The sequence below is a fragment of the Bacillus sp. YC2 genome (genome assembly GCF_019891195.1).
Lineage (GTDB): Bacteria > Bacillota > Bacilli > Bacillales > Bacillaceae > Bacillus.
In genome coordinates this window covers 48,975-73,852 of sequence record NZ_JAHXDO010000009.1, presented here as the reverse complement: position 1 = coordinate 73,852, position 24,878 = coordinate 48,975, and the positions used below count along the sequence as shown (strand labels likewise).

General features: G+C 43.9%; 27 protein-coding genes and 1 other RNA gene. 18 read left to right on the top strand and 10 right to left on the bottom strand.

All coding sequences use genetic code 11. The features are described 5' to 3' along the window. Nucleotides 1-152 precede the first annotated feature (152 nt). From sucA to KY305_RS14765, 3 genes are all read left to right on the top strand, one after another. Nucleotides 153-2,987 (top strand): 2-oxoglutarate dehydrogenase E1 component, encoded by a 2,835-nt coding sequence (gene sucA, locus KY305_RS14775; RefSeq protein WP_223063180.1) that lies wholly within the window; start codon nt 153-155, stop codon nt 2,985-2,987. A 15-nt stretch (nt 2,988-3,002) separates the two neighbouring features. After that, nucleotides 3,003-4,253 (top strand): 2-oxoglutarate dehydrogenase complex dihydrolipoyllysine-residue succinyltransferase, encoded by a 1,251-nt coding sequence (odhB, locus tag KY305_RS14770; protein ID WP_223063179.1) that lies wholly within the window; start codon nt 3,003-3,005, stop codon nt 4,251-4,253. A gap of 78 nt (nt 4,254-4,331) precedes the next feature. Continuing rightward, on the top strand, nt 4,332-5,078 hold the full coding sequence (locus KY305_RS14765) for an MBL fold metallo-hydrolase (RefSeq protein ID WP_223063178.1): 747 nt from the start codon (nt 4,332-4,334) through the stop codon (nt 5,076-5,078). Between the two features lie 27 nt (nt 5,079-5,105). Here the strand turns inward: KY305_RS14765 and KY305_RS14760 are convergent, their stop codons facing one another. Then, entirely contained in the window at nt 5,106-6,077 is a 972-nt protein-coding gene (locus tag KY305_RS14760; RefSeq protein WP_223063177.1) for a bile acid:sodium symporter family transporter, read from the bottom strand. A gap of 203 nt (nt 6,078-6,280) precedes the next feature. On the opposite strand from KY305_RS14760, the gene KY305_RS14755 reads away from it, so the two are divergent. Next, nucleotides 6,281-7,618: a sodium-dependent transporter gene (locus KY305_RS14755; protein ID WP_223063176.1), complete on the top strand. Its 1,338-nt coding sequence runs from the start codon at nt 6,281-6,283 to the stop codon at nt 7,616-7,618. A gap of 37 nt (nt 7,619-7,655) precedes the next feature. On the opposite strand, the gene KY305_RS14750 is transcribed toward KY305_RS14755, so the two are convergent. The 3 genes from KY305_RS14750 to KY305_RS14740 form a co-directional block, all read right to left on the bottom strand. After that, nucleotides 7,656-8,501, bottom strand: a complete 846-nt coding sequence (locus tag KY305_RS14750; protein ID WP_223063175.1) for a superoxide dismutase — start codon at nt 8,499-8,501, stop codon at nt 7,656-7,658. Beyond that, the gene (locus KY305_RS14745) at nt 8,498-10,384 is read right to left on the bottom strand and encodes a terpene cyclase/mutase family protein (protein WP_223063174.1); all 1,887 of its coding nucleotides are present in this window, start codon (nt 10,382-10,384) and stop codon (nt 8,498-8,500) included. The genes KY305_RS14750 and KY305_RS14745 overlap by 4 nt, the downstream gene beginning before the upstream one ends. 100 nt (nt 10,385-10,484) lie before the next feature. Next, nucleotides 10,485-11,972 carry an aldehyde dehydrogenase family protein gene (locus KY305_RS14740; protein WP_223063173.1) on the bottom strand — a complete coding sequence of 496 codons (1,488 nt, stop codon included), beginning with the start codon at nt 11,970-11,972 and terminating at the stop codon, nt 10,485-10,487. A gap of 180 nt (nt 11,973-12,152) precedes the next feature. On the opposite strand from KY305_RS14740, the gene KY305_RS14735 reads away from it, so the two are divergent. From KY305_RS14735 to KY305_RS14725, 3 genes are all read left to right on the top strand, one after another. Beyond that, nucleotides 12,153-12,356 (top strand): DUF6501 family protein, encoded by a 204-nt coding sequence (locus KY305_RS14735; RefSeq protein ID WP_223063172.1) that lies wholly within the window; start codon nt 12,153-12,155, stop codon nt 12,354-12,356. Nucleotides 12,357-12,422: 66 nt separating this feature from the next. Continuing rightward, nucleotides 12,423-12,572 carry a DUF4025 domain-containing protein gene (locus KY305_RS14730; protein ID WP_223063171.1) on the top strand — a complete coding sequence of 50 codons (150 nt, stop codon included), beginning with the start codon at nt 12,423-12,425 and terminating at the stop codon, nt 12,570-12,572. A gap of 336 nt (nt 12,573-12,908) precedes the next feature. Beyond that, nucleotides 12,909-13,253, top strand: a complete 345-nt coding sequence (locus KY305_RS14725) for a PH domain-containing protein (RefSeq protein WP_214813788.1) — start codon at nt 12,909-12,911, stop codon at nt 13,251-13,253. A gap of 46 nt (nt 13,254-13,299) precedes the next feature. Here the strand turns inward: KY305_RS14725 and KY305_RS14720 are convergent, their stop codons facing one another. After that, nucleotides 13,300-13,533 carry a hypothetical protein gene (locus KY305_RS14720; protein ID WP_223063170.1) on the bottom strand — a complete coding sequence of 78 codons (234 nt, stop codon included), beginning with the start codon at nt 13,531-13,533 and terminating at the stop codon, nt 13,300-13,302. Further along, nucleotides 13,530-13,802, bottom strand: coding sequence for a hypothetical protein (locus tag KY305_RS14715; protein WP_214813781.1), 273 nt, complete (start codon nt 13,800-13,802; stop codon nt 13,530-13,532). The genes KY305_RS14720 and KY305_RS14715 overlap by 4 nt, the downstream gene beginning before the upstream one ends. Nucleotides 13,803-13,871: 69 nt before the next feature. Here KY305_RS14715 and KY305_RS14710 point away from each other — a divergent pair, with 69 nt between their 5' ends. Then, the gene (locus KY305_RS14710; protein ID WP_223063169.1) at nt 13,872-14,354 is read left to right on the top strand and encodes an Hsp20/alpha crystallin family protein; all 483 of its coding nucleotides are present in this window, start codon (nt 13,872-13,874) and stop codon (nt 14,352-14,354) included. Here the strand turns inward: KY305_RS14710 and KY305_RS14705 are convergent. Next, a complete protein-coding gene (locus KY305_RS14705) occupies nt 14,341-14,574 on the bottom strand; it encodes a hypothetical protein (RefSeq protein WP_214813775.1) in 234 nt (77 codons plus the stop codon). The two genes, KY305_RS14710 and KY305_RS14705, sit on opposite strands and share 14 nt — an antisense overlap. A 103-nt stretch (nt 14,575-14,677) precedes the next feature. Here KY305_RS14705 and gerPC point away from each other — a divergent pair, with 103 nt between their 5' ends. The 7 genes from gerPC to KY305_RS14670 all read left to right on the top strand — a co-directional run bounded on the left by gerPC (nt 14,678) and on the right by KY305_RS14670 (nt 20,374). Next, nucleotides 14,678-15,049 (top strand): spore germination protein GerPC, encoded by a 372-nt coding sequence (gene gerPC / locus KY305_RS14700; RefSeq protein ID WP_262417804.1) that lies wholly within the window; start codon nt 14,678-14,680, stop codon nt 15,047-15,049. An 82-nt stretch (nt 15,050-15,131) separates the two neighbouring features. Then, nucleotides 15,132-15,623, top strand: a complete 492-nt coding sequence (locus KY305_RS14695; RefSeq protein WP_223063167.1) for a TraR/DksA family transcriptional regulator — start codon at nt 15,132-15,134, stop codon at nt 15,621-15,623. A gap of 145 nt (nt 15,624-15,768) precedes the next feature. After that, nucleotides 15,769-16,395, top strand: coding sequence for an FMN-dependent NADH-azoreductase (locus KY305_RS14690; RefSeq protein ID WP_223063166.1), 627 nt, complete (start codon nt 15,769-15,771; stop codon nt 16,393-16,395). Nucleotides 16,396-16,617: 222 nt separating this feature from the next. Beyond that, a non-coding RNA gene (ssrS, locus tag KY305_RS14685) (6S RNA) lies at nt 16,618-16,805 on the top strand. A gap of 122 nt (nt 16,806-16,927) precedes the next feature. Continuing rightward, nucleotides 16,928-18,706: a DNA helicase RecQ gene (recQ, locus tag KY305_RS14680; protein ID WP_223063165.1), complete on the top strand. Its 1,779-nt coding sequence runs from the start codon at nt 16,928-16,930 to the stop codon at nt 18,704-18,706. A 235-nt stretch (nt 18,707-18,941) separates the two neighbouring features. Beyond that, complete coding sequence (locus KY305_RS14675; protein WP_223063164.1) at nt 18,942-19,808, top strand: 3D domain-containing protein; 867 nt, start codon at nt 18,942-18,944, stop codon at nt 19,806-19,808. 152 nt (nt 19,809-19,960) lie between these two features. After that, the gene (locus KY305_RS14670; RefSeq protein WP_223063163.1) at nt 19,961-20,374 is read left to right on the top strand and encodes a hypothetical protein; all 414 of its coding nucleotides are present in this window, start codon (nt 19,961-19,963) and stop codon (nt 20,372-20,374) included. A 34-nt stretch (nt 20,375-20,408) separates the two neighbouring features. On the opposite strand, the gene KY305_RS14665 is transcribed toward KY305_RS14670, so the two are convergent. After that, on the bottom strand, nt 20,409-21,386 hold the full coding sequence (locus KY305_RS14665; RefSeq protein WP_223063162.1) for a S66 family peptidase: 978 nt from the start codon (nt 21,384-21,386) through the stop codon (nt 20,409-20,411). 66 nt (nt 21,387-21,452) lie between these two features. Further along, a complete protein-coding gene (locus KY305_RS14660) occupies nt 21,453-21,950 on the bottom strand; it encodes a hypothetical protein (protein WP_223063161.1) in 498 nt (165 codons plus the stop codon). A 192-nt stretch (nt 21,951-22,142) separates the two neighbouring features. On the opposite strand from KY305_RS14660, the gene KY305_RS14655 reads away from it, so the two are divergent. After that, complete coding sequence (locus KY305_RS14655; protein ID WP_223063160.1) at nt 22,143-22,925, top strand: VLRF1 family aeRF1-type release factor; 783 nt, start codon at nt 22,143-22,145, stop codon at nt 22,923-22,925. Between the two features lie 143 nt (nt 22,926-23,068). Beyond that, nucleotides 23,069-23,605, top strand: coding sequence for a DUF420 domain-containing protein (locus KY305_RS14650; RefSeq protein ID WP_214813739.1), 537 nt, complete (start codon nt 23,069-23,071; stop codon nt 23,603-23,605). 62 nt (nt 23,606-23,667) lie between these two features. Here the strand turns inward: KY305_RS14650 and KY305_RS14645 are convergent, their stop codons facing one another. Continuing rightward, nucleotides 23,668-24,333, bottom strand: a complete 666-nt coding sequence (locus tag KY305_RS14645; protein ID WP_223063159.1) for a lysozyme family protein — start codon at nt 24,331-24,333, stop codon at nt 23,668-23,670. Nucleotides 24,334-24,523: 190 nt separating this feature from the next. Between KY305_RS14645 and czrA the strand changes: the two genes are divergently transcribed. Next, on the top strand, nt 24,524-24,856 hold the full coding sequence (gene czrA, locus KY305_RS14640; protein ID WP_061521111.1) for a Zn(II)-responsive metalloregulatory transcriptional repressor CzrA: 333 nt from the start codon (nt 24,524-24,526) through the stop codon (nt 24,854-24,856). Nucleotides 24,857-24,878 lie beyond the last annotated feature (22 nt).

The following is a 24,878-nucleotide window of genomic DNA, read 5'->3' as shown; positions in this document are numbered from 1 at the left end:
TATTTTGTGAACAATCAAGGTAGAATCAAATCGCAAACAGTGGTAAAATACCCTTGGAAGCGTTTTTATTACATAATTTTGGGCACAGTGTTCAAAAGTTATTTCAAGATAGTGAATCATCACTGATTATCTAAGTTGGGGGTAATATTCAAATGTTTCAAAATAGTATGAAACAACGAATGAATTGGGAAGATTTTTACGGACCGAACCTCGGCTACGCATTGGAGCTGTACGACCAATATGTTGAAGATCCAAACAGCATTGACCCGGATCTGAAAGACATGTTTGATGAACTCGGCGCTCCTCCAAGCCAGATCAAAGAGGCATCGGGAACAAAGGAACAGGGACGCGTAACAGCAGATCTGATTCAAAAGATCGCATCAGCAGTTAAACTTGCAGAAGATATTCGAACCTATGGCCATCTGAACGCTTCCGTCAACCCGCTCAGAAAGGATCAAAAAAAGAGCGAGCTCTTTCCATTATCCGATTACGGGCTTACAGAAGAAGAAATCAAAGCTATACCCGCGTCCGTCATTTGCAAGGACGCACCTGCCAATATAACAAACGGCATAGAAGCCATTCAGCATTTGCGCAATACGTATAAAAAAACGATATCCTTCGAATTTGATCATGTGCATGATTTCGAAGAGCGCGCATGGATTACAAAAATGGTCGAATCCGGCGAACTTTTCCAAAAGAACTCACCGGAAAAGCTGTCAGCCGTTTTAGAAAGACTGACGGAAGTAGAAGGATTTGAACAATTTTTACACCGTACCTTCGTCGGGCAAAAGCGTTTTTCAATTGAAGGATTGGACGCACTTGTACCGGTTCTTGACGACATTATCGCCCAGTCTGTAAAAGCAGGCACGACTAATGTCAATATCGGAATGGCGCACAGGGGCCGCTTGAACGTACTGGCGCATGTGCTCGGCAAACCTTATGAGATTATTTTCTCGGAATTCCAGCACGCGCCGAATAAAGACCTTGTGCCGTCAGAAGGCTCCACTGGAATCAGCTACGGCTGGACAGGCGACGTAAAATACCATCTCGGAGCAGACAGACAGCTTCAGGACGCTGAAACGAAAAGCGCGCGAATCACGCTTGCAAACAACCCGAGCCATCTGGAATTCATCAATCCGATCGTTGAGGGAAGCACACGAGCCGCGCAGGAAACAAGAACGCAAAAAGGATATCCGGTTCAGGATGAAACAAAGTCGCTTGCCATTTTAATTCACGGGGACGCTGCGTTTCCGGGGGAGGGTATCGTCGCAGAGACCTTGAACCTCAGTTCCCTGAAAGGCTATCAGGTCGGCGGGGCCATTCATATCATTGCGAACAATATGATCGGCTTTACAACTGAAAGTGAAGAATCACGCTCAACGAAATATGCCAGTGATTTGGCAAAAGGGTATGAAATTCCGATCGTTCACGTTAACGCTGATGATCCTGAAGCATGCCTGGCAGCCGTGAAATTTGCGGTTGAATACCGCAAACGGTTCAATAAAGATTTCTTAATAGATTTGATTGGATACAGACGGTACGGCCACAATGAAATGGATGAGCCGTCCACGACACAGCCGATGCTGTATGACGCCGTCAGAAAGCACCCGACTGTCAAGCAGATCTTCGCGGACAAACTCGTAAAAGAGGGACTGATCAGCGAGGAAAAAGCGCAAAACATTGAACAAACAGTGACCAAACGAATAGAAGACGCTTATAAAAAGGTACCCGCTAAAAAAGAAGATGCCGTGCGCGAAATCGAATTGCCGGAACCTGTGTCAAACGGTTTTCCTGATGTTGACACATCCATTGATTTTGACGTTCTTCGCAAGCTGAACGGTGAACTGGTCAACTGGCCGGAATCCTTTAACGTCTTCGGCAAGCTGAAAAGAATTTTGGAAAGACGTGCGAAAGCATTTGATGATGACCGCAAAGTGGAATGGTCATTGGCTGAATCGCTTGCGTTTGCTTCCATTCTTAAAGACGGCACGCCGATCCGGTTAACGGGACAGGATTCAGAGCGCGGAACGTTCGCTCAAAGAAACCTTGTGCTGCACGACAGTGAAACAGGCAAAGAGTTTGTTGCGCTCCATCATTTAGACGATTGCTCTTCTTCATTTGCGGTGCATAACAGCCCGCTGTCTGAGGGATCAGTTATCGGCTTTGAGTATGGATATAACGTGCATTCGCCTGAGACTCTGGTCTTGTGGGAGGCGCAATACGGAGACTTTGCCAACGCGGCTCAAGTGTATTTTGACCAATTCATTTCTGCCGGACGTGCAAAATGGGGACAAAAATCAGGATTAGTCATGCTGCTTCCGCACGGTTACGAAGGTCAGGGGCCTGAGCACTCCAGTGCCCGAATCGAACGGTTCCTTCAGCTGGCGGCTGAAAACAACTGGACAGTTGCGAATCTGACCAGCGCGGCTCAGTATTTCCACATTTTACGAAGACAGGCGAAAATGCTGCTTCGTGAGGAAATCCGTCCGCTCGTGATTATGACACCGAAGAGCCTGCTCCGTAATCCGAATACGGTATCTGAGGTACAGGAACTGAGCGAGAGCAAATTCAAGGCTGTATATGAGCAGTCCGGGCTTTCTCATGCTTATGAAAAAGTGACGCGCCTTGTATTATCAAGCGGGAAGGTGTCTATTGACATCAGCGATTACTTTAATAAGCTGGAAGGCGATAAAGATTGGCTTCATATTGCCAGAATTGAACAGCTGTACCCATTCCCGGCAAAAGACGCGAAAGAGCTTTTCGCCAAACTGCCGAACTTAAAAGAGATCGTTTGGGTTCAGGAAGAACCGCAAAACATGGGTGCATGGAGTTATATCAGCCCTTACCTGACTGAAATAGCGCCAAAAGGGGTAAGTGTTCAATACATTGGCCGCAGAAGACGATCCAGCCCTGCTGAGGGAGACCCAACGGTTCACAAAAAAGAACAGGAACGCATTGTATCTGATAGCTTGACTCGCAAAAACTAAGGGGGAAATGAAAAAATGGCGGAAATTAAGGTACCTGAATTAGCAGAATCAATCTCAGAAGGAACGATAGCCCAATGGTTAAAGCAGCCCGGTGACTATGTAGAGCAGGGTGAGTATTTGCTTGAACTGGAAACGGATAAAGTAAATGTTGAATTGACAGCAGAAGAATCGGGTGTTCTGCAAGAGGTATTGAAAGATTCGGGTGATACCGTCCAAGTTGGAGAAATTATCGGTACCATTACAGAAGGCGCGGGAGAAAGTTCTGCACCTGCCCCTTCAGAAAATGCTGCAAGCACTGAACAAACGAAAGAAGAAGCAAAAGCTGAACCGGCTGCCCAAGAAGTCAGCCAGGAAGCGCAATCAGAAACGAAATCAAGAACGGTAGCGTCTCCATCTGCACGCAAGCTGGCACGGGAAAAAGGAATTGACCTTTCACAAATTCCGACAGGGGACCCGCTCGGCCGCGTTCGCAAACAAGATGTGGAAGCTTATGAAAAGCCGGCTGCAAAACCTGCGGCACAGCCGAAACAGCAGCAGGCCCAAAAAACACAGCAAAGCTTTGACAAACCTGTAGAAGTGCAAAAAATGTCGCGCCGCAGACAGACAATCGCTAAACGTCTGGTTGAAGTGCAGCAGACTTCTGCGATGCTGACTACTTTTAATGAAGTCGACATGACGGCCGTTATGAATTTAAGAAAACGCCGTAAAGACCAATTCCTTGAACAAAATGAAGTGAAGCTCGGTTTCATGTCTTTCTTTACAAAAGCTGTCGTGGCAGCATTGAAAAAATACCCGCTGCTTAACGCTGAAATTCAAGGCGATGAGCTGATCGTGAAAAAATTCTATGATATCGGAATCGCTGTTGCGGCTGAAGAAGGGCTTGTCGTCCCAGTCGTGCGTGACGCCGACCGCCTGACATTTGCCGGCATCGAAAAAGAGATCGGCGACCTTGCCAAAAAAGCAAGAAACAATAAATTAACATTGGGTGAGCTGCAAGGCGGTTCCTTTACGATCACAAACGGAGGAACATTCGGCTCGCTTATGTCAACACCGATCTTAAACAGTCCTCAGGTTGGGATTTTAGGCATGCACAAAATTCAGCTTCGCCCTGTAGCGATTGATGCAGAGCGTTCTGAAAACCGTCCGATGATGTACCTTGCGTTATCATATGATCACAGAATTGTAGACGGTAAAGAGGCGGTCGGATTCCTTGTAACGATTAAAAACCTGCTTGAAGATCCGGAACAGCTGTTACTGGAAGGATAAATTGAGACAGACTAATAAAAAAGTACACCGCTCGCAGTGCGGTGTACTTTTTTATATGAAAGAAGGAGGAGGCTTTATATGAAAAGCTGTTATCCGCTTGAAATCGAATTTGAATATAACCAAGAATTGCATTCTATCACACCGGTTCTTCTGCAAGACGAACATGACACGATTTTAATAGACTGTGGATATCCCGGTTTTATAAATCATCTTCAAGAGGCTTCTGCGCGAAAAGGAATTTCGCTTCATTCACTGACGAAAGTCATTGCAACGCATCATGATATAGACCATATCGGCTCACTTGCAGCCTTACACCGTTCGCATCCGGATATCAGCGTGACAGCACATGAACGTGAGGCGCCGTATATTGATGGCTCTAAAAAATCATTACGGCTTGAGCAGGCAGAATCAACGTTTTGTTCATTGCAAGAGGAGGAAAAACCTTATGCAAAACAGTTCATCCGCTCGCTTCAATCAGTCGAAGCGGCTCCTGTTCACCGGACGGTAACAGACGGCGAGCTGCTGCCATGGTGCGGAGGCATTCGCATTGTGGCCACGCCGGGCCATACACCCGGCCATATCAGCCTTTATCTGCCTGCCGAAAAAACAATGGTGGCAGGTGATGCGGTCGTAATCGAAGACGGAAAGCTTAACCTCGCTAACCCCCGCTATACATTACATATGAATGATGCAGTCCGTTCCGTGCGCCGATTGCTCGATTATGATATCCGCCAATTGATTTGTTATCATGGAGGTTTATTTAAGGGGGATGCTAAAAAAGCGCTTTTGCGCCTGCTTTGTGATCTGCAGAAAAAACAAGGATAGGGGCGGCTGCCGCCTATCCTTTTTCAGTCATGAAAGCGGAGTCTTAGCCGTTTCATCCCCTCCGGCACTATGTTTTTCTTTTTTCTTAGACCAATAAGTTGCGAGAATTGATCCAGATAGATTATGCCAAACACTGAATATCGCGCTCGGCACGGCTGAAAGGGGGGAGAAGTGCGCTGTCGCAAGCGCCGCGCCCAGACCGGAGTTTTGCATGCCGACTTCTATCGCAATCGCTTTTTGAGAGGAATAATCCATTTTAAAAAGCTTTGCAGCCAGATAGCCTAACAAATATCCGATTCCGTTATGTAAAATAACAACAGAAAAAATCAGCAAACCCGATTGAAGCAGATGCTCACGATTGCTGCTGACAACGGCGGAAACGATGGCTACGATACCGATGACAGACACGAGAGGAAGCGCGTGAACCGCTTGTGCAACCTGCTTTTTGAAAAACAGTTTCATGATTACACCAAGAACAATCGGAAGCAATACAGCTTGTATGATCGAAACAAATAACGAACCGAAAGAAACAGGCAGCCACTCTTTGGCAAACATCATAATCAATACAGGCGTTAAAACCGGTGCGAGCAATGTCGATATCGTGGTGACGGCAACCGACAAAGCCGTATTGCCTTTCGCCAAAAAGGTCATGACATTAGATGCGGTGCCGCCCGGACAGCACCCGACAAGGACGACGCCGACTGCAATTTCTGCGGGAAGATGCAGTCCAAACGCTAACCCGAAAGCAGCAAGCGGCATAATCGTGAATTGCGCGAAGACCCCGATGACAACGTGCCACGGTTTTCTGATTAATTCTTTAAAATCGTCAGCTTGAAGGGTAAGTCCCATCCCAAACATTATAATTCCCAGAAAAATGGTCATATAAGAAGTGATCCAAGAAAACAAACCAGGGAAGGAAAACCCTAAGACAGCAAAGACGATAACCCATAGGCCAAAGGTTTGACCCGCAAAACCGCTTATTTTTTTAATCCATTCCATAAGTACAGCTCCTTCTGTAGCACAAGTATGTCAGCAGAAAATATAACCGACTTTTCTGCACTCTATTATAAATAATATTCTGAATAATTCAATATTAATTTTTTGTTGTTCGTAAAAATATTATGTTAACTAATATCTTCTTGACTATTCAGACATATATTCTTACAATGAATCTTTATACTGAATGAATTGGGAGTGCTGAAGTGAAAGAAGCTAATCAATGGTCATCAAAGCTGGGATTTATTTTAGCTACGGCCGGCTCTGCAATCGGGCTTGGCGCAATATGGAAGTTCCCTTACGTAGCGGGAACCAGCGGAGGCGGCGCTTTTCTGCTTATTTTTATTTTATTTACGATTTTAATCGGACTGCCGCTTTTGCTTGGTGAATTTATTATCGGCAGAAAAACACAAAAAAATGCCGTGGAGTCCTATAAGGCTCTTGCGCCGGGGAAAAAGTGGCACTGGATCGGCTATCTCGGCATTATCACTTGTTTTATTCTATTATCCTTTTACAGCGTTGTGGGGGGATGGATATTAATCTACATTTTTAAAGGCTTTACAGGCGGTTTATCGCTTTCGTCAGGTTTTGATACGTTGTTTATCAATACTATCTCCAACCCTTATGCGGCGGTTTTCGGCCAGCTTCTGTTTATCGTGCTGACGATTTTAGTCGTCGCTAAAGGGGTAAGCAGCGGAATCGAAAAAGTGAGCCAAGTTTTAATGCCTGCGCTTTTTGTTCTTTTTATCCTTTTAATCATCCGTTCGGTCACGTTAGACGGATCAATGGAGGGATTAAAATTCTTTTTCATGCCTGATTTCGGGGCGATGAATGCCAATACGGTTTTATATGCGATGGGGCAGTCATTTTTCTCTCTAAGCGTCGGTGTTTCCGTTATGGTAACGTATAGTGCTTATTTAGAAAAAGAAGAAAATCTCGTTCAATCCGCTGTATCGGTTACGGTATTAAATGTTCTTGTTGCCGTAATGGCGGGAATTGCGATTTTTCCGGCCGTATTTTCGTTCGGACTGAAGCCGGATCAAGGTCCGCAGCTTTTATTTAATGTGCTTCCGACTGTCTTTAACCAAATGCCGTTTGGCATTGTGTTTTTATTGGCCTTTTTGCTGTTGTTTTTATTCGCGACTTTGACATCTGCTTTCTCCATGCTTGAGATTTTAGTGGCAGTTCTGTCAAAAGGCGATACAGCAAAAAGAAAACGATATTCTTGGCTCGGCGGCCTTGCAATTTTTGCCGTCGGTGTGCCGTCGGCGCTGTCATACGGAGTATTAAGTGATGTTTCGATTTTTCATCTGTCTATTTTTGACGCTGCCGATTTTCTTGTCAGCAACGTACTGATGCCGTTTGGCGCTCTGATGATTGCCATTTTTGTACCGTTAAAAATTCCGAAGCAGGCGCTGTTTGATGAATTAAAAAGCGGCTCCGATTTAAAACGGAAGTGGTTTGCCGTCTGGCTTATTTTGATTCGATACTTGTCTCCTATAGCCATCATTATTGTTTTTCTGCATGTGCTCGGCATTTTTTAAACAGAAAGAAAACCCCCGTCAGCGATACGGGGGTTTTTCAATAGAGCGGCCACATCACGCGGTGCGCCTGCTCGAACCGCTTTTCCGCCTCGCGCCAATCAATGACGTTCCACCATTGGTCCACATAAGCTGCCCGGTCATTTTTGTATTGTAAATAATAGGCATGCTCCCACACATCAAGCGGAAGCAATGGAATAACGTCCCACTGGCTGAAGAGCTGATGCTTCTCAGCGGCTAAAATCTCCAGCCGTCCGGAGCGGGGCGCCCATACAAGAATAGCCCAGCCGACTCCTTCCACTTTTTTGGCCGCATGAGAAAATTGCTCCTTGAAGGCGGCATAGCTTCCGAAAGATAAATCAATCATTTGAAACAGAGCACCCGTCGGACGCCTTTTTCCGTTTGGATTCATGGAAAACCAAAAAATACTGTGCAAATAATGGCCGGCTCCGTGAAACGCCAATTCCCGTTCCCAATGGGCAATTAAATCGTACTGTTTGGTCTGCCTCGCTTTTTTTAGTTCCAACTCTGCTTTATTTAATCCGTCAACATAGCTCTGATGGTGTTTGTCGTGATGCAGCTTCATAATTTCTCTCGATATATACGGTTCCAGTGCAGAATAGCTGTAAGGCAGATTAGGCAGAACATGTTTTCCGATCGGAACGTAGGCTCTGCGTTCCTCCGTCTCCTCTGTCTCAGCAATGTCCCGGTACAGGGCTGATGCCTGTTCGTACCACTCTGCTTCTGTTAATCCGTCATCCTGAAGGGTGTGAAAAATACGGTCAATTTGAGCCGCGAAGCGATCGAAGCGCCCTTGCTGAATGACTTGTTCCTTCAGTGTTTCACACCAATTCAGCATTTCCGTTTGATAAGCGTGCCGTTTCATTTTTCCGCCTCCTTTTCAATTGCTTTCATAAAGCTGCTGAGCGTCAGTAAGGAAAACACATACGGGTAACTGTGATACCTGATATAAAACTGCTTCGGCAGTCCGATTCCCGCAGGATATGTGAAAGGTGGTCCTTCGTAATGGCGGGCGTCAATGAGAAAATCAATGCCTTTAACGACAGCCGGGTGGTGAGGTTTTTCATATTGGAGCAAGGCTTCCAGCGCCCAGGCCGTTTGCGCAACCGTTCCATAGGAAAGCGGGACATATGATTTCACTTCGGCGCTTTTGCACGATTCTCCCCAGCTCCCGTCATTGTTTTGAATCGACTTCAGCCAGCGGACGGCTTTTTTTACAGACGGGTGGTTTTGGCTGACGCCGCAAGCCTTCATGCCGGTTAGTGCCGCCCATGTGCCGTAAATGTAGCAAACTCCCCATCTGCCGTACCAGGAGCCGTCCTGTTCTTGATGATCGATCAGCCATTGAACCGCTTTTTCAATCTGCGGATGGTCAGAAAGAAGGCCCGCTGTTTCTCCTAAACAGCGCAGCACCCGCCCGGTCAAATCGCTTGTCGAAGGATCGACAGCTGCTTCCTCTGCGGATTCAAGCGGCAGCAGCCGGATGAGCGGATGATTTACATTTTTCTCAAAGGCGGAGAAGCCGCCGTCGCTGTTTTGCATCGACAGCAGCCAGCTCAGTCCGCGTTCCCATGAAGCAGGATAAAGCTTTCTCGGCATGGCTTTAAGCACGGCGGCTGTATCATCACAATCAGGATTATTCGTATTGATTCTTGAAAAGCCCCAGCCTCCCGGTTCCGCGTGAGGATTGTGAACGGACCAATCCGCTATTTTCGTATGCTGGTGTTCACGTAAAAATCGGGCGGCGCATGTTACCATCTGATCATTCTCAGAAATGCCGCTTTTGATGAGCGCATAGCTGAGAAGTGCCGTGTCCCATACTGTTGATGTTGAATTTTCTAAGTATGGCGTTCCGTCGCATGTTGTTAATAAGGACTTCGTGCCGGTCAGCGCTTTTCGGATAACAGGGGAGTGGCGTGATACACCGAGAGCGAGCAGGCCGTATACCATAAAAATGGTTGCGCTCGCATAACTGTACAATGTGCCGTCTTCTTCAATCCGGTCAAGCATATACGTTTTTGCCGTCCGCAGGCCGAGCTGATGAAAAGAACCCGGAATGTGTAACAGACGCTTCCAGTGCGCCAAAAGAGACGACATATCTCGGTCTTGTTCTTGATCGGACCGCAGCCATGTAAACGGATTTTTGGTCATATGCCGGTCCAAATGCCCGAGGGAAGGGACGTTGGGGTTTTTCAGCGTGAATCTTTTGTTAAGCGTCACAGCCATCGGAACAAAATGGATACGCGCGTATGTACTGAACTGGTAAAAGTGAAGCGGAAAGGAAGGGGGAATCACTAGGAAAGATAATGGCAGATGCAGTGCAGGCCATGGATAAAGACCGCTTGCTGCAAGCATCCACTTTGTCATGAAATGAACGTTGCGCAAGCCGCCTTTTGATATGATAAAGCGCTCTGCCTGAACCATATGCGCATCAGAACGGCGATATAAGCCTGAAGCCAGCATGCCGACATACCCTTGCACCGTTGCCGTCACATTTCCTTCCCGTTCATCTGGATAGTTGGTGAATGTCCCGTCCGGGCGCTGTTTAGCGCGAATGCCTTTTGCAAGCTTTGCGATCAGCTCTTTATCTTTGTCATCAAGAGAGGTGAGAAGGAGGATCAAAAAGGAGTTTGTCAAAATCGGCCCTTCAAAACAAAACGACCATGAGCCGTCCGCATTTTGTTTTTCTCTTAATAGGGCGATGGTTTTCTTTTGTCGGCTTCTGACCTTTTCCTGAATTGTGCTCACACTCGCTCAACTCCTTCAGAAGCATATATATTCATATACACATGACCGCATGACAAAAAAAGAAACTGCTGACAGGCAGCAGTTTCTATTCATAAAGAGATTAATCTTCCAGATTGATCCATACGCTTTTCACTTCTGTATAATTATTCAATGCGTATGATCCCATTTCACGTCCGAGACCGGATTGCTTATAGCCGCCGAATGGAGACGCCGCGTCAAATACGTTATAGCAGTTGACCCAAACGGTTCCGGCTTGAAGACGGTCAGCGATGTAGTGGGCATGCTTTACATTTTCTGTCCAAAGCCCCGCTGCAAGGCCGTACTCTGAACGGTTGGCCCGCTCAATGACTTCATCTACCGATTCATACGGGATGGCGGCCAAAACCGGTCCGAAAATTTCTTCTTTGGCAATCGTCATGCTGTCATCCACGTCCGCGAATACGGTCGGGGAGACAAAATAGCCTTCTTCAAATGGGCAGCCGCCTCCTGTCACGGCTTTTGCCCCTTCAGCTTTTCCTCTTTCAATATAAGAAAGCACACGCTCGTGCTGTTCCTGGCTGACGAGCGGGCCGATTTGCGTATCTTGGTGCAGACCGGCTCCTTGGCGAAGCGATTCGGCATAAGACACCATTTCGCTGACGACCTCATCATACTTGTCTTTATGGATAAAGACACGGGAGCCTGCGCAGCATACTTGTCCCTGATTAAACATAACGCCGTTTAATGCGCCCGGGATCGCTTTTTTCAAATTGGCGTCAGGCAAAATGATATTAGGCGATTTTCCGCCAAGCTCAAGTGTTACGCGTTTAATGGTTTTTGCGGCCTTTTCCATAATTTTTTTGCCGATTTCTGTAGAGCCGGTAAAAGCGAGCTTATCGACATCGTCATGGTTAGTGAGCGCTTCTCCTGCAGTCTCTCCGAAGCCCGGGACAATATTGATGACGCCGTCAGGGAATCCGGCCTGATCAATTAACTCCGCTAAATACAAAGCTGTCAGCGGTGTCTGCTCTGCTGGTTTTAATACGATCGTGCAGCCTGTGGCGAGGGCGGCGCCCATTTTCCACATTGCCATGAGCAGAGGGAAATTCCAGGGAATGATTTGACCGACGACGCCTACGGGTTCATGGCGGGTGTAATTAAAATAGGAGCCTGCGACAGGGATCGTCTGCCCGGTTATTTTTGTGGACCAGCCGGCATAGTAGCGCATATGCTCTATCGCCAGCGGGATATCTCCGTTTGTCGTTTCATTAATCGGTTTTCCGTTATCAAGTGTTTCAAGCTGCGCGAGTTCAGTTTGGTGCTCTTCCATTAAGTCAGCCAGCTTATACATCAGCCTGCTTCTGGAAGCGGCCGGCATTGTGCGCCATTCGCCGTGATCAAAGGCTTTGCGTGCCGCTTTGACTGCACTGTCGACATCCTCTGCCTGTGCTTCATACAAAGTCATCAGCGTCTCGCCGGTTGCCGGATTCGGTGTGACAAAGGTTGATCCTGAAGCACTTGGGACAAACTTTCCGTCAATGTAAAGCTTCTTCGTACCTTGCAAAAATGTTTCCAGCCTTTTTGTGATCTGCATCGTTAAAGAACTCATTCGTAACAAACCTCCCGAATTTTTTTATGGTCTGTTTGAGCATCTTGATGTCCGCGCAAAGTAAGCGCATACAGTCATTCTATAATACAGCGCCTTATAAAATCAATTGATAACCGTTATTGCAATTCACAAGAAAAAACGGCTACAATAAGCTTATCGATCAGAAAAGGAGTTTTTTACATGATTCATAACAATTGGCGGACGAAAGAAACCGTAAAAAAAGTCAAATGCGTACATACCGATGCAAAAAAATACATTGTCAACCGTGTATTGACGCCGGGAACAGAGTATGAAGTCAAAAATGAAACAGAAGAATTCATTTTTGTCGTTGATAATACAAATAAGGTCGGAGGATTTTATAAAGAATACTTCGAAGAAATCTAAAACCGAATGAATTCATGCTGCCCGAGCCATACTAAAGAAAGACTACACATAAAGGATGGCTGCAAAATGAAAAAATCAGAGTACGGCAGTAAGAACGAAACAACAGACCAGACAGAACAAGTGCATCCGGCAGAAGGCGCGGACGTCACGCTTGAACAAATCTCAGATACCTATAAAGAAGGAACAATCGAAGATACGGATCGGGATGAAATATGAGGAAAACCGCGGCATTTCAGAAGCCGCGGTTTTTTTATGGGCTTTTCCTGAGAAAAAGGGAAATAAAGAAAAAAGAAAGAAAAAAACGTAAAAAACTGACTTTTCGAAAAAAAGATCCTTTATTCTGAAACTTTCTCGCCTGCTTACACGTACTACATTATAACAGCATCTCCTGAGCGGAAAAGGTTCCATTTATTAGGGTGTTCTAAAAATGTAATCTGTTCGTAATGGTTTAAATGCCGTCTATGTCGTATTCTTATATAGGGAAAAAGAACTTATTTTTTTTATGGAAAACGTGATAATACAATAGATAGAAGCAGAAAGTGGGGTTCTTCATTGGGAATTTTTTCTGTTAGCAGATCAACTGACACAAAGAAGCTTGAGGCTTTGCTCGTTGAGGGGGAAAGAATAGAATCAATCTATAAGCTCCGGGTTGACCAGATTTGCTTCACAAATAAACGGATCATTTTCTTTGATAATAAAATGTTTTCTAAAAAGAAGGTCCGCGTATTTCTTCCATATAAAACGATTGAAAGCTTTGCCATCCAAGAGGCCGGCATGTTTGATCCGGACACCGGACTTTTATTGATGACAAGAAGCAAGACCTTTGAATTAGAATTTGCAAAGGATACGGATTTAAGCGAAGTTCAAGCCGTGCTGACAAAGCATTTATGCAAATAATTTTCACGAAAAAGCCATCCGAATTCACATTCGGATGGCTTTTTTATTACACGATACTTGTTTTGCCAGAAGTTGAATCAATGAGATCTGGATCAACAATTGAACTGATCGGAATATAAATTGGCGCCAAATCTCCGTTCTCCTCACCGAACCCGTAATTAATCTTATTCGATAAAAAATAGTCAATTTGCTGATATGGTCCAATCGTGACGGAAGAACCCCGGTCCATTGCATTTACTTTAAATCCGCCTACATTCACCAAAGCCGGCGAAAACATCATAATGGGCCTCCTTTTCCAGCAGGTATGTTGGCTGGTGTTGATTCAAATGAAGAAGGTGAGTCAATTTGGTCGCGGTCATCTACTTTGCCGTTTGTTCCAAAAAATCCGCTTGCATCCCCGAAATTTTGTCCGTAACCTTGATTCTTTTTATCTGAATTTTGCCATTCTGCCAGCAAATTCTGTCCGACATTAACCGCTGAAGCATTTTCAAAGGAATTAATTTTCAACATGAAAATATTAATATTGATATATGGAGTTGGATGAACCACAGGCAAACCTCCTTTAATACAGGTGTATGCCGTCTTTTTTTACCGTATGCTAAGACAGGGAGGATAAAAATGGACTTTGATAAGATGAAGCAATGGATGGAAATGGCGCAAAACATGTCCGGCGGCGACTTTTGGAAAACAGTCTTCGATGAAGAGCAAATAAAATCTTTTCAAAGCGGTCATTCTCATTTTCCTTTTCAGCAGGGAGACCAGCAAATGAGAAGAAATGAGGGTGATTTTCCTATTATAGATATTGTTGAAACCCATGATGAGCTGCAATATTTGCTATACCTGCCCGGATACAGAAAACAAGATGTTCAGTTATTATCGTATGGGGAATATATTTTAGTGAAAGGCACCAGGAAGTCCTTTTTTAATGAACAGGATTTTAAACAGAAGAGCGGAAAATACGGCGATTTTGAAAAGAAGCTGGACCTTCCGCATTCTGTTCAGGGAACCAAGGGAATGCAGGCGGTATTTAAAGACGGGATTTTATATATTTCGATAGACAAACATACAGGAAATGCAAGCCCCATTATTATCGAAGGTTAGTCTTCTTAGCGGTGCTGTCTAATTGATCATAATCATTGATACTAAGGATAGGGATCACTGTGACAACGCAATCTCCGCTCTGTTCACCATATCCCTCATTTCTTTTACTGACAGCTGTTCGTCTTATCATCATGGAAGAGCCTGTAGTAAAAGTCGCTCCGCCGCTGATACTGTTAATTTTAGTGTTTTCTAAATTGATAACGGATGGAAAAAACATCATATTTCACCCCCTCTGTTGTATACCATGTTTATATATTCATGATGAGAAGGACATAGAACTTTCCAAGAGTGAACAGGGAAAGAAGTGATTTTCTTTGAAAAAAATGATAAAAAAGTTCTTCAAAAAAATATGCGAAGAAGAATTAGAACGCCTTGAGAACTTAGAAAAACAGCTGGATGAACTTGAGGATAAATGCCATGCTGATCCGCAAATGATAGAAGGAGAAAAAACGTATGTCCATATCGAACACGTCAAAGTGGACAAGGTTGAATACAATATCGATTTCGAAAGGCTCAGTATTAACGAGCTGAGCGGTATCTTAAATATAGGTGCGACTTACCATACGCCGGATAAGCAGCTGAAAAAAGCTGATGCTGAAGAATTTCAGGACAAACATCAGAAAAATCATTTAAAAGAACAAAGAGCGGCACAAAACAAAACGCCAAATGTCACCATTAGGGCAGGAAAGCATTAATGTATAGTGTTTCAGCCTCCTTTTTCACGGGTATGAAAAGACTATGGCAGCCGGAAAAGAGACGAAAAAGGAGATGATGAATGTGTCATTGTCAAAAGAACAACGAGACCGCCTTTATCATAAATTAATCGATTTAAAAGAAGGGCTCCATGGCGAGTCAAAGGAAGATCAATCAATGAGTGAAGACACGGGAGAACTCTCAAACGGTGTAGATAATCATTTAGCTGATCATAGCAGCATCTATCTGGACAGGGTCACAAACCAAACCTTAGATGAAGTGGATCAGAATCTTTTAGATGAGGTAAATGCCGCTCTCGAACGAATGGAAAAGGGAACATACGGCATATGCGAAAAAACGGGAAAGGAAATCCCTTATGAAAGGCTGGAAGCTGTCCCGTACGCCAGAAGGACAGTCGAAGCGCAGGAAGAGGCGGAGGGTGATCTCAAGACGGATGCCCCCTCGTATGAGCGAGAGTTTCATCAACAGGTGAAGGATCTTTCAAATAAAGAAACCGTTGACCAAAAAAGCTCCCAAACATACGAAATCTTGGATCGGGAGCAGGATTCACAGTAACCGCTAAAACAGGCACATTCATTAGTGCCTGTTTTTTTTGCGTAAAAAAATCTCATATTCAAAATAAATTGATTGACTTTATATAGAAAAGAAAGTAACATACTATTTGTAAGTAAATATAAAAAGATTACCGGGAGGAAATAAAATGTCTCAAGTATTATTTGTTAAATCAAGTGACCGTACAGCTGAAGAAGGCGTATCAGTAAAATTATATGAAGCGTTTTTAGCTGCTTATAAAGAAAACAATCCGAATGATGAAGTGATTGAACTTGATCTTCATAAAGAAAACCTTCCTTACCTTGGAAGAGATATGATTAACGGAACATATAAAGCGGCTCAAGGAATGGAAATGACAGACGAAGAGAAAAAACAAGCGACAACAGCTGACATTTATCTAAACCAATTTGTCAAAGCTGATAAAGTTGTATTTGCATTCCCGCTTTGGAACTTCACAGTACCTGCTGTGCTTCATACTTATGTTGATTACCTGTCTCGCGCAGGCGTAACATTCACATACACTCCGGAAGGACCTAAAGGTTTGATGGGAGATAAAAAAGTAGCACTCTTAAACGCACGCGGAGGCGTATATTCAGAAGGCCCGATGGCATCTCTTGAAATGTCATTAAACTTCATGAAAACCGTTCTCGGCTTCTGGGGAGTCCAAGATCTGCATACTGTTGTCATCGAAGGCCATAACGCAGCACCTGACAACGCTCAAGCGATCATTGAAAAAGGATTACAAGAAGCGAAAGATCTTGCTGCTAAATTTTAATGCGGTAAAGCTCTTACGCCCTCATACGGGTGTAAGAGCTTTTTTCGCATATACTATAGAAGAAACTGGTGACAAATTTCGCTCTGATCTTATACCGATATATTGATTTTTTGTTGAAAAATCAGTTTTTATAGCGGAAAAAGTGTTATTTACTCAGAAAAAAGTTTTTCTATGCAAAGATCAGCCCCCTTGCTAAAATGCGCCTGATAGTGTAGGATATAAAAGAAGCTACATTGTTCGTATTGTTAATTAAGTTTTAACCTTTAAGCTGTAATAGGGAGTTTTATATCGAAGCCGGAATGTCATGCCTCCATTGCGAGAGGACGACAGGAACGTTTCTGCAAACACCCACTTTGAGGAGTGGTGGTTTAAAACTTTCTTACTTACGTACGGCAATACGTAGCGAAAGCCATTTCCTTTTGGAAATGGCTTTTTTATTTTTATCAAAATTTGATTATAGCAATCTCAGCAACTGACCTCTCTATTTATGATAAGATGAGAGAAAACGAAGAAAAGCGAGGTTTTACAAGATATGCTGGATAAAGCCGAATCCCTTCTGGCACACTATTTCGGCTACGAAAGTTTGCGGGCGGGCCAAAAACAGGCGATACAAGCAGTGACAGAGGATAAACAAAATACGGTCTGCATCATGCCGACGGGCGGCGGAAAATCAATTTGCTATCAGATTCCCGCATTGCTGTTTGAAGGCACCACTATCGTTATTTCTCCTCTTATATCCTTAATGAAAGACCAAGTTGATGCGCTTGAAGAAGCGGGGATCGCAGCAGCTTATATTAACAGCACGCAAACGGGCCGTGACATTCACGATCGTTTAAACAGGCTGAAAGAAGGGGCTTATCGGCTTTTTTATATAACGCCGGAGCGCTTAACCTCTCCTGAATTCATTCACATTTTGCAGAATATCACAGTTCCGCTAGTCGCGATTGACGAAGCCCACTGTATTTCGCAATGGGGCCATGATTTCAGGCCGAGCTATCGAAATATAGAAATTCTTTTCAGAGAATTAAAAGAGCCGCCTGTTATCATAGCATTAACGGCTACAGCTACACCGGAAGTTCATGACGACATTTGCAAACAGCTTCATATTGATAAGGCGCATACCGTATATACCGGTTTTTCCAGAGAGAATTTAACCTTTAAAGTAGTAAAGGGTGAAAATAAAGACCGTTTTATCGAGCAATACCTGGAGAGAAATAAACGCGAAGCCGGTATTATTTATACAGCCACAAGAAAAGAAGCTGACCGTATATATGAAAAATTAAAACGAAACGGAATCAATGCCGGCCGTTATCACGGGGGATTGGCGGATGATGTCAGAAAAGAGCAGCAGGAGCAATTTCTTAACGACCAGCTCCAAGTGATGGTCGCTACATCGGCATTCGGAATGGGAATTGACAAGTCCAACATCAGATTCGTCCTGCACGGCCAAATTCCAAAAGACATGGAAAGCTACTATCAAGAAGCGGGAAGAGCGGGCCGCGACGGACTTGACAGTGAGTGCGTTCTCCTGTTCTCGCCGCAGGATATTATGGTGCAGCGGTTTTTAATCGACCAATCAACCGCCGGAGAAGAGAAACAAAAACAAGATCTCAAAAAACTGAGACAGATGGTGGATTACTGCCATACGGAAGATTGCCTGCAGCGGTTTATCCTGAAGTATTTCGGCGAGAAGGAGGCAGAAGCTTGCGGCGCCTGCGGCAATTGTACCGATACAAGGGCCGCGCATGACGTCACAAAAGAAGCGCAAATGGTGCTGTCGTGCATCATCAGAATGAATGAACGCTTCGGAAAAACGATGGTTGCCCAAGTGCTTGCAGGCTCAAAAAATAAAAAAGTGCTGGAGAACGGCTTCAGCAGCCTGTCAACTTACGGCATTATGAAGCATCAATCCGTATCGGAAATCAGTGATTTTATTGAATTCCTCATTTCTGATGAGTATATCAGAATGGCCGACGGCACTTTTCCCACGCTTCTCGTAACCGAAAAAGGCAGACACGTCCTGCTTGGAAAAGAAGCGGTTTCCAGAAAAGAAGCCCTGCAGGCTGCCGCCATTACAGAAAATGATGAATTATTTGAGCGTCTGCGCCGTCTCCGTAAAGATATTGCGGCAGATCAAGGCGTACCTCCGTTTGTTGTTTTCTCCGACCAGACGTTAAAAGAAATGTCGGCAAAACAGCCGGAAACGGAAAATGATCTTCTCTCTGTAAAAGGAGTAGGAGAACAAAAAAGATTAAAATACGGAGCGCTTTTTTTAGAAGAAATCCGAAATTATGCAAGAGAAACAGAATAAAAAAAGATTTTTTTAGAGATTTGCACATTGGGTTTTCTTCTCGGACCAAAAACATAACAGGCTTGAAAACCCTTGTTATATCAAGGGTTAAGCAAGTCTTACCAAGCGAGAGAAATGTTTCATGTAAAGGAACTGTAATCTAAATCAAATCGTTTTGTTATTGAACTGACATTTTCATATGTTACGATATCACCTGTTAGCCGCCAATAAAAAGCTAACAAGGGAGGATTTACTTATGAAGAAGACGATTATGTCCTTTGTCGCAGTTGCCGCACTTTCAACAACTGCATTCGGAGCTCACGCTTCTGCAAAAGAAATCACGGTGCAAAAGGGTGATACGCTCTGGGGAATCTCACAAAAAAACGGAGTGAACCTAAAGGACCTAAAAGAATGGAATCAGTTATCTTCTGATTTAATCATGGCAGGAGAAAAACTGACTATTTCTTCAGTAGAAACAACCACATCTGGGCAGTACACAGTGAAAGAGGGGGACAGCCTCTGGAAAATTGCTCAGAAATTCGGAACGTCAGTAAACAATCTGAAAAGCTTGAATAACTTGCAATCAGATATCATTTACTCAGGTACAACACTAAAAGTAAAAGGTCAGGCGCAAGCTGCACAACCGGCTCAAGCCAGCCAGCCGAAAGCTGAACAAAAGCAAGCCGTGCAGACAGAACAGCCAAAACAAGAAGCTGTTCAAACGCAGCAGCCTAAACAGGCACCTGTCCAAAAACAACAACCTAAACAAGAAGCGACGGCTGCCCAAACAGAACAACAGCCTGTTCAATCAAATACAGATAATCAAGAGTCTAAAAAGCAGCTGACAATGACTGCAACTGCTTACTCCGCTAACGACGGCGGCATTTCCGGTGTAACGGCAACCGGTGTAGACTTAAACAAAAACCCTGACGCAAAAGTCATCGCGGTTGATCCTAATGTGATTCCGCTTGGCTCCAAGGTTTATGTTGAAGGTTACGGAGTAGCAACGGCAGCAGATACCGGCGGCGCAATTAAAGGAAACAAAATTGATGTATTTGTTGCAAAGAAAAGTGACGCTAATAACTGGGGCGTCAGAACAGTAAATGTTAAAGTATTAGACTAGTTTATATAGAGAGTAAGGGACACTTAGCAAAATGCTTTGTGTCCTTTTTTTCTTCCCTTTTTTATCTGGGAGTAATCGTTATATGCTAAAAAAGATAAATGTGCTCCTCGGATTTGTTTGCGAGGCAATTTTTTAACGGAGGGAAATAGGGAATGGGAATCGAAATGGCCGCCGGAGGGCGGATGGTTTTAGAGTTTTTGTTCGCCCGGAGCAGTTTTATGGAATCGGGAGTCTTTAAAACCGGCATGTATGGAGGAGCGGCCATTTTGCTGGTGATCGGATTGTCTATGCCGGCTGTCAGGATGTTTCAGGTGCTTGAAAGGGGAAGAAGAAGCGGTGAGCCGGCATCCGGCATCATACAATCGATCAGGCAAACAGGCGTATCTATTAATGGTGATCCTGAGTTTTCCATTATTTTAACCGTTACGAAAAGGGATGGCTCACAATATAAAAGAGAATTTACACAAGCTGTACGCAAAGATGAGCTCAGCTGTTTTCATGAAGGGGCACAGATTTTAGTGTTAATAGCTCCTGACGGAAACATCAGTCTGAAAATGGAGAACTAACTTAAAAAGACGGGAATTCTTCCCACCTTTTGTATCAATGCCCTTCAATCCAAATCCGTGCGCCGTCCGAAGCCGCGTCTATCCGGCATGTTCCGCCGACCGGAAATGTCATGATCGGTGAGGTATGGCCAAAATCAGCGTTCGCGATGACGGGCATGGATGACAGTTCTTCTTTTGTATGAATAACGTTCCGTAATGCCTTTTCAGAGACATGTGAAGCTTTTTGGAAACGCCCGATGACGATTCCCTTTACGGCCGAAAAAGCGGGAAGATGTATCATCGATTGGAGGTCACGGTCAAACATATTCACATCAGACATGTAATCATCTTCAATAAACAAAACCGCTTGTTTCATCTCCGGAAAGTATTCAGTGCCCTGAAGCAAATTCAGCGTACAGAGATTGCCGCCGATCAGAGTCCCTTCCGCATAACCCGGCTGTATGACGAGAGGGCCCGGATTGGGATGAAAGCGGCGATCATCTTGATTAAGATACCATTTATCGTCACTCCATGTGTTTGAAGCAAGCACTTCATACGGTTTGTCTGCTGCGCAGCAGGCCAAAAAATAATCAATCGTATAATCCAAACCTTTCTTCATGGCAAACGTTGAAAAATGAGGGCCGGAATAGGTGACAAGCCCGGTTTTTTGATAAATTGCGTGGCTGAGAGCGGTAATATCGGAATAACCGCACAAAATTTTCGGATGCTGTTTTATTTTTTCATAATCGAGATAGCGGAGAAGCTGATTGGATTGAAAACCGCCGAGTGTCGTCAAAATAGCTTTAACGTCAGGATCGAAAAAAGCATCGTGAAGATCCTGAACGCGTGATTCAATTGAAGATGAATTACATTCATTTGTTTCCTTCGCGTGTTCTGAAAATGATACGCGGAAACCCAGCTGTTCAATTTTCGTTTTTGCGGCATTTATTTGTTCTTCTGACATAACAGACATGCTTTGAGCGGGAGACACGATCCGAATCTGATCTCCTTTTTGCAGCTTTTTTGCGTACAAGAAAGAACCCTCCTTACATGGTTTTATCTATTACACCATATTTCGGAAGATTCCTCTATCGTTTTTTTAAAGGTCGACCCATTTAATGCCGCCTGATTGCGTATCGCTGTCAATCCAGACATCAAACTGATGCTTTTCATAAAAATGAACCAGCCTGTCGACATGATCCCAGTCCCGCTTGGCAATGTCGCCCGTTACTTTCGGGATATTCTGTTCTCTTGCAATATGTTTTAAAAATTTCATACAAATCGAGCCATAGCCGTAATTCGGCGGGCCCTTAATATCCCCAATATGAATGCCATTTTCATAATAGGAGGCGACAAGCGAAAAGCAGCCTCTTCCTCTGTAGGCTGATTCACAATCTGTCAGCATAATTTTACATGTTTGGCCATCATCAATCGAGGAAACAATGATCCAATCGTCATTTTTCGATTGATCAATACCAAGCACTCGCGCATCTTTGGATACATCCTTCAGATTTTCCCGCATTCTGAAGATTTGGAATTCAAGCTTATGAAGCTCTTTTTCTAACTCTTTTCGGTCTTTTTCTTCTGCAGTAAACAAAATCATACTCCTTTCATAGAACAAAACAGCTTTGTTAAACACAAGTATCCATTGTAGTAGAAGGTGAATCGGTTTGTAAATGGCTTTTTCAAAAACTTTTTTTGAAAAGTTTCCCTTCCGTTTGTCAAATGACGTTTTTAAGACGGATCAAAGGGAAAGGAACAGTGAACGACGTAAAGAGGAGGAATAACAATGGCAATTGATTCACTCATCAGCAAGTTGAAGTATGTAAGGTTAGAATCGCCGGATAAAATACTCTCCTTATACGTGAATACAGATATGAGAAACCCCGATCAGCAGGGGGGAGAGTGGAAGATCGCTTTAAAAAGCGGATTCCGAAGATTAAAAGAGTATTTATCAGCCAGTGATCCGGAGGAAGAAAAATGTCTCAGCCGCATGATGGAAAGCGTCTATCAATATATCGAGGGACTCGGTAAAGAGATTCCGCGCAGCCTTGTATTTTTTGCATCGGGGCAAAGCGGCATATGGGAAACGATTGAATTACAAGTTCCGGTTGAAACGAGATTTTATTGGGAAGAAATGGCCGTGCTTGATCAATTAGAAGAGCTGCGTGACCAATATCCGAGCACTGCTTTTATTCTCACACAGCAAAATGAAGTGAAGATCATAGAAACCGTACTCGGAAAGATAGAAGGGGTGGAGCATTATGAATATGACGTCATTCATGAAACGTGGAAGCCGTCAGCCATAAGCGGCAGTACCGGTTCAATGGAAGAGGATGCCGCAAAAGCCCATATTGAAGAAAACCAAAACAGATTGTATAAACGATTGGCTTCAAATCTCGATCAAAAGGCGGCCGCAAACAAATGGGAACGCCTCATTATCGCCGGCGATAAGGAAACGGCCGATATTCTGGATCAGAATATGAACAAGCCGATTGATATGAAAATTCAAAAAAACCTCCTAAATGAGAATGAACATAAGGTGATCGAAGGTTTATTAAAGGAAGCATAACGTGACGAAAGACCGGGTTTGTAAGAACCCGGTCTTTTAGGGCTTAAGTTTGTCTAATTTCTGACGAAGCAGGAGAAACCGTTGACATCAAGCCCGATTTCCCATACCATTTGGATAGTCAGTAAAATGGGAGAGGTCATAAGATGAACCATACAGAAAATAAATCTAAAAATTATACTGGAATCGTGCTGACATTGACCGTTTTGATCAACGGATTAATTGCAGTGCTGTTTTTTATGCCGAAAGGGAATCATTACAGCATTGCGAATATTCATATTTTGCCGATGTTAAATGCGATTTTTAACAGCTTTACTTTTATCTTTTTGCTGGCAGCACTCTTTATGATTAAGCAAAAGAACATTAAAGCGCATAAACGCTTTATTCTGGCGGCGTTTACGACGACTTTGCTATTTTTGATCTGCTATGTGGTGTATCATTCGATTGCGGAAAATACATTATTCGGCGGCCACGGCATTATTCGCGGGATTTATTTCTTTATTCTGATCACGCATATTTGTCTTTCTGCCATCATTGTGCCGCTTGCGCTGTTTACCCTGATAAGAGGATTCAGCATGCAGGTGGAGCGCCACAAAAAAATCGCCAGATGGACGATGCCGCTTTGGCTGTATGTCAGTCTGACAGGTGTCATTGTGTATTTAATGATATCGCCGTATTATTAAAAAGCCGTACCGTTACGGCTTTTTTTCAATTGAAAAAGGCTCCCTCTCGTTCAGGGTGCCTTTTACTCTTCCAGCGTTTCAAATGCTGCAACATTTAATGATTGTTCAACTGTTTTTGTTTTTGCTTTTACTTTTTCTGCATACGTGTAATCACCGTAGCAGTAGGGATAACGGAAATTGTTTTTGTTCCCTCCGCAAGTGTAAAGTTCAGGATTTTTTTTGACCTGCTGCTCGGAGTATTGTTTTGCCAGTTCCTCAGTATGCGATCCTCCATGTTCAGCCACAAAATCAATATAGCCGGCCCCCATGTTATAGCTTTGAATAATCGTATCCAAATCTACGCCTTTTTTCTTGCCTGTTTTGTACATGAGAGTGAATTGTTTGATTCCTTGTTTGATACTGGTTTGAGGGTTTTTAATCTCATTGCGCTTTAAACCCAAAGATTCTGAAGACTGCATGGGATCATTTCCTCTTCCTTTTGACTCTTGATATATCATGCCGAGAACGAGCGATGTATATTTGGTGAGCCCCTTTTCATCCAGCTCATCTTCCACAAGCGGTTTGTAGTCTGTTAATCGTTCAAGCACGATCGGTTTGACGTCAAACGGCAGGCTTTTGAGCAATTCATTATTTGAAAATAGCAGGATGAGAAAAAAGGAAACCATGACAAAAACACATATCATCATAAGACCCGCGGCAGCGAAACAGCCTTTTTTCTTTTTCTTCACTGTGTTTCACCCTCAATTTCAGGAGCGTTATGACTTTTTCATTATGACACAGAACAATGCGTGAAACCAAGCGGAAACCTGTATTTGAAACATAAATTTAAAATAACAGGCCTATTGGTCTGCATGCAGTCTGTCTGTGTCATTTGACATTTGGTATAATTGTGCTAATGAGAAGAGAAAGGTGAGGTATATGACTGAATTTCACGAATCCGATCAAATAAATGACCCGGCTGAAGATCTAGATGAGGAGACATTATTTTTGGTAGCCCAGACCTTTAAGGCTCTGTCTGATCCGACTAGAATCAGAATCCTTCATTTGCTGTCACAAGGAGAACACGCTGTCAACGGCATCGCAGAAAAGCTGAATTTACTGCAATCTACGGTTTCTCACCAGCTGCGTTTTTTGAAAAATCTGCGCCTTGTCAAATCGCGGAGAGAAGGCACATCGATTTATTATTCCCCAGAAGATGAACACGTCTTAGACGTGCTTCAGCAAATGATTCATCACACCCGGCATGATTAAAAAAAGACATCCTTGCTTGTGG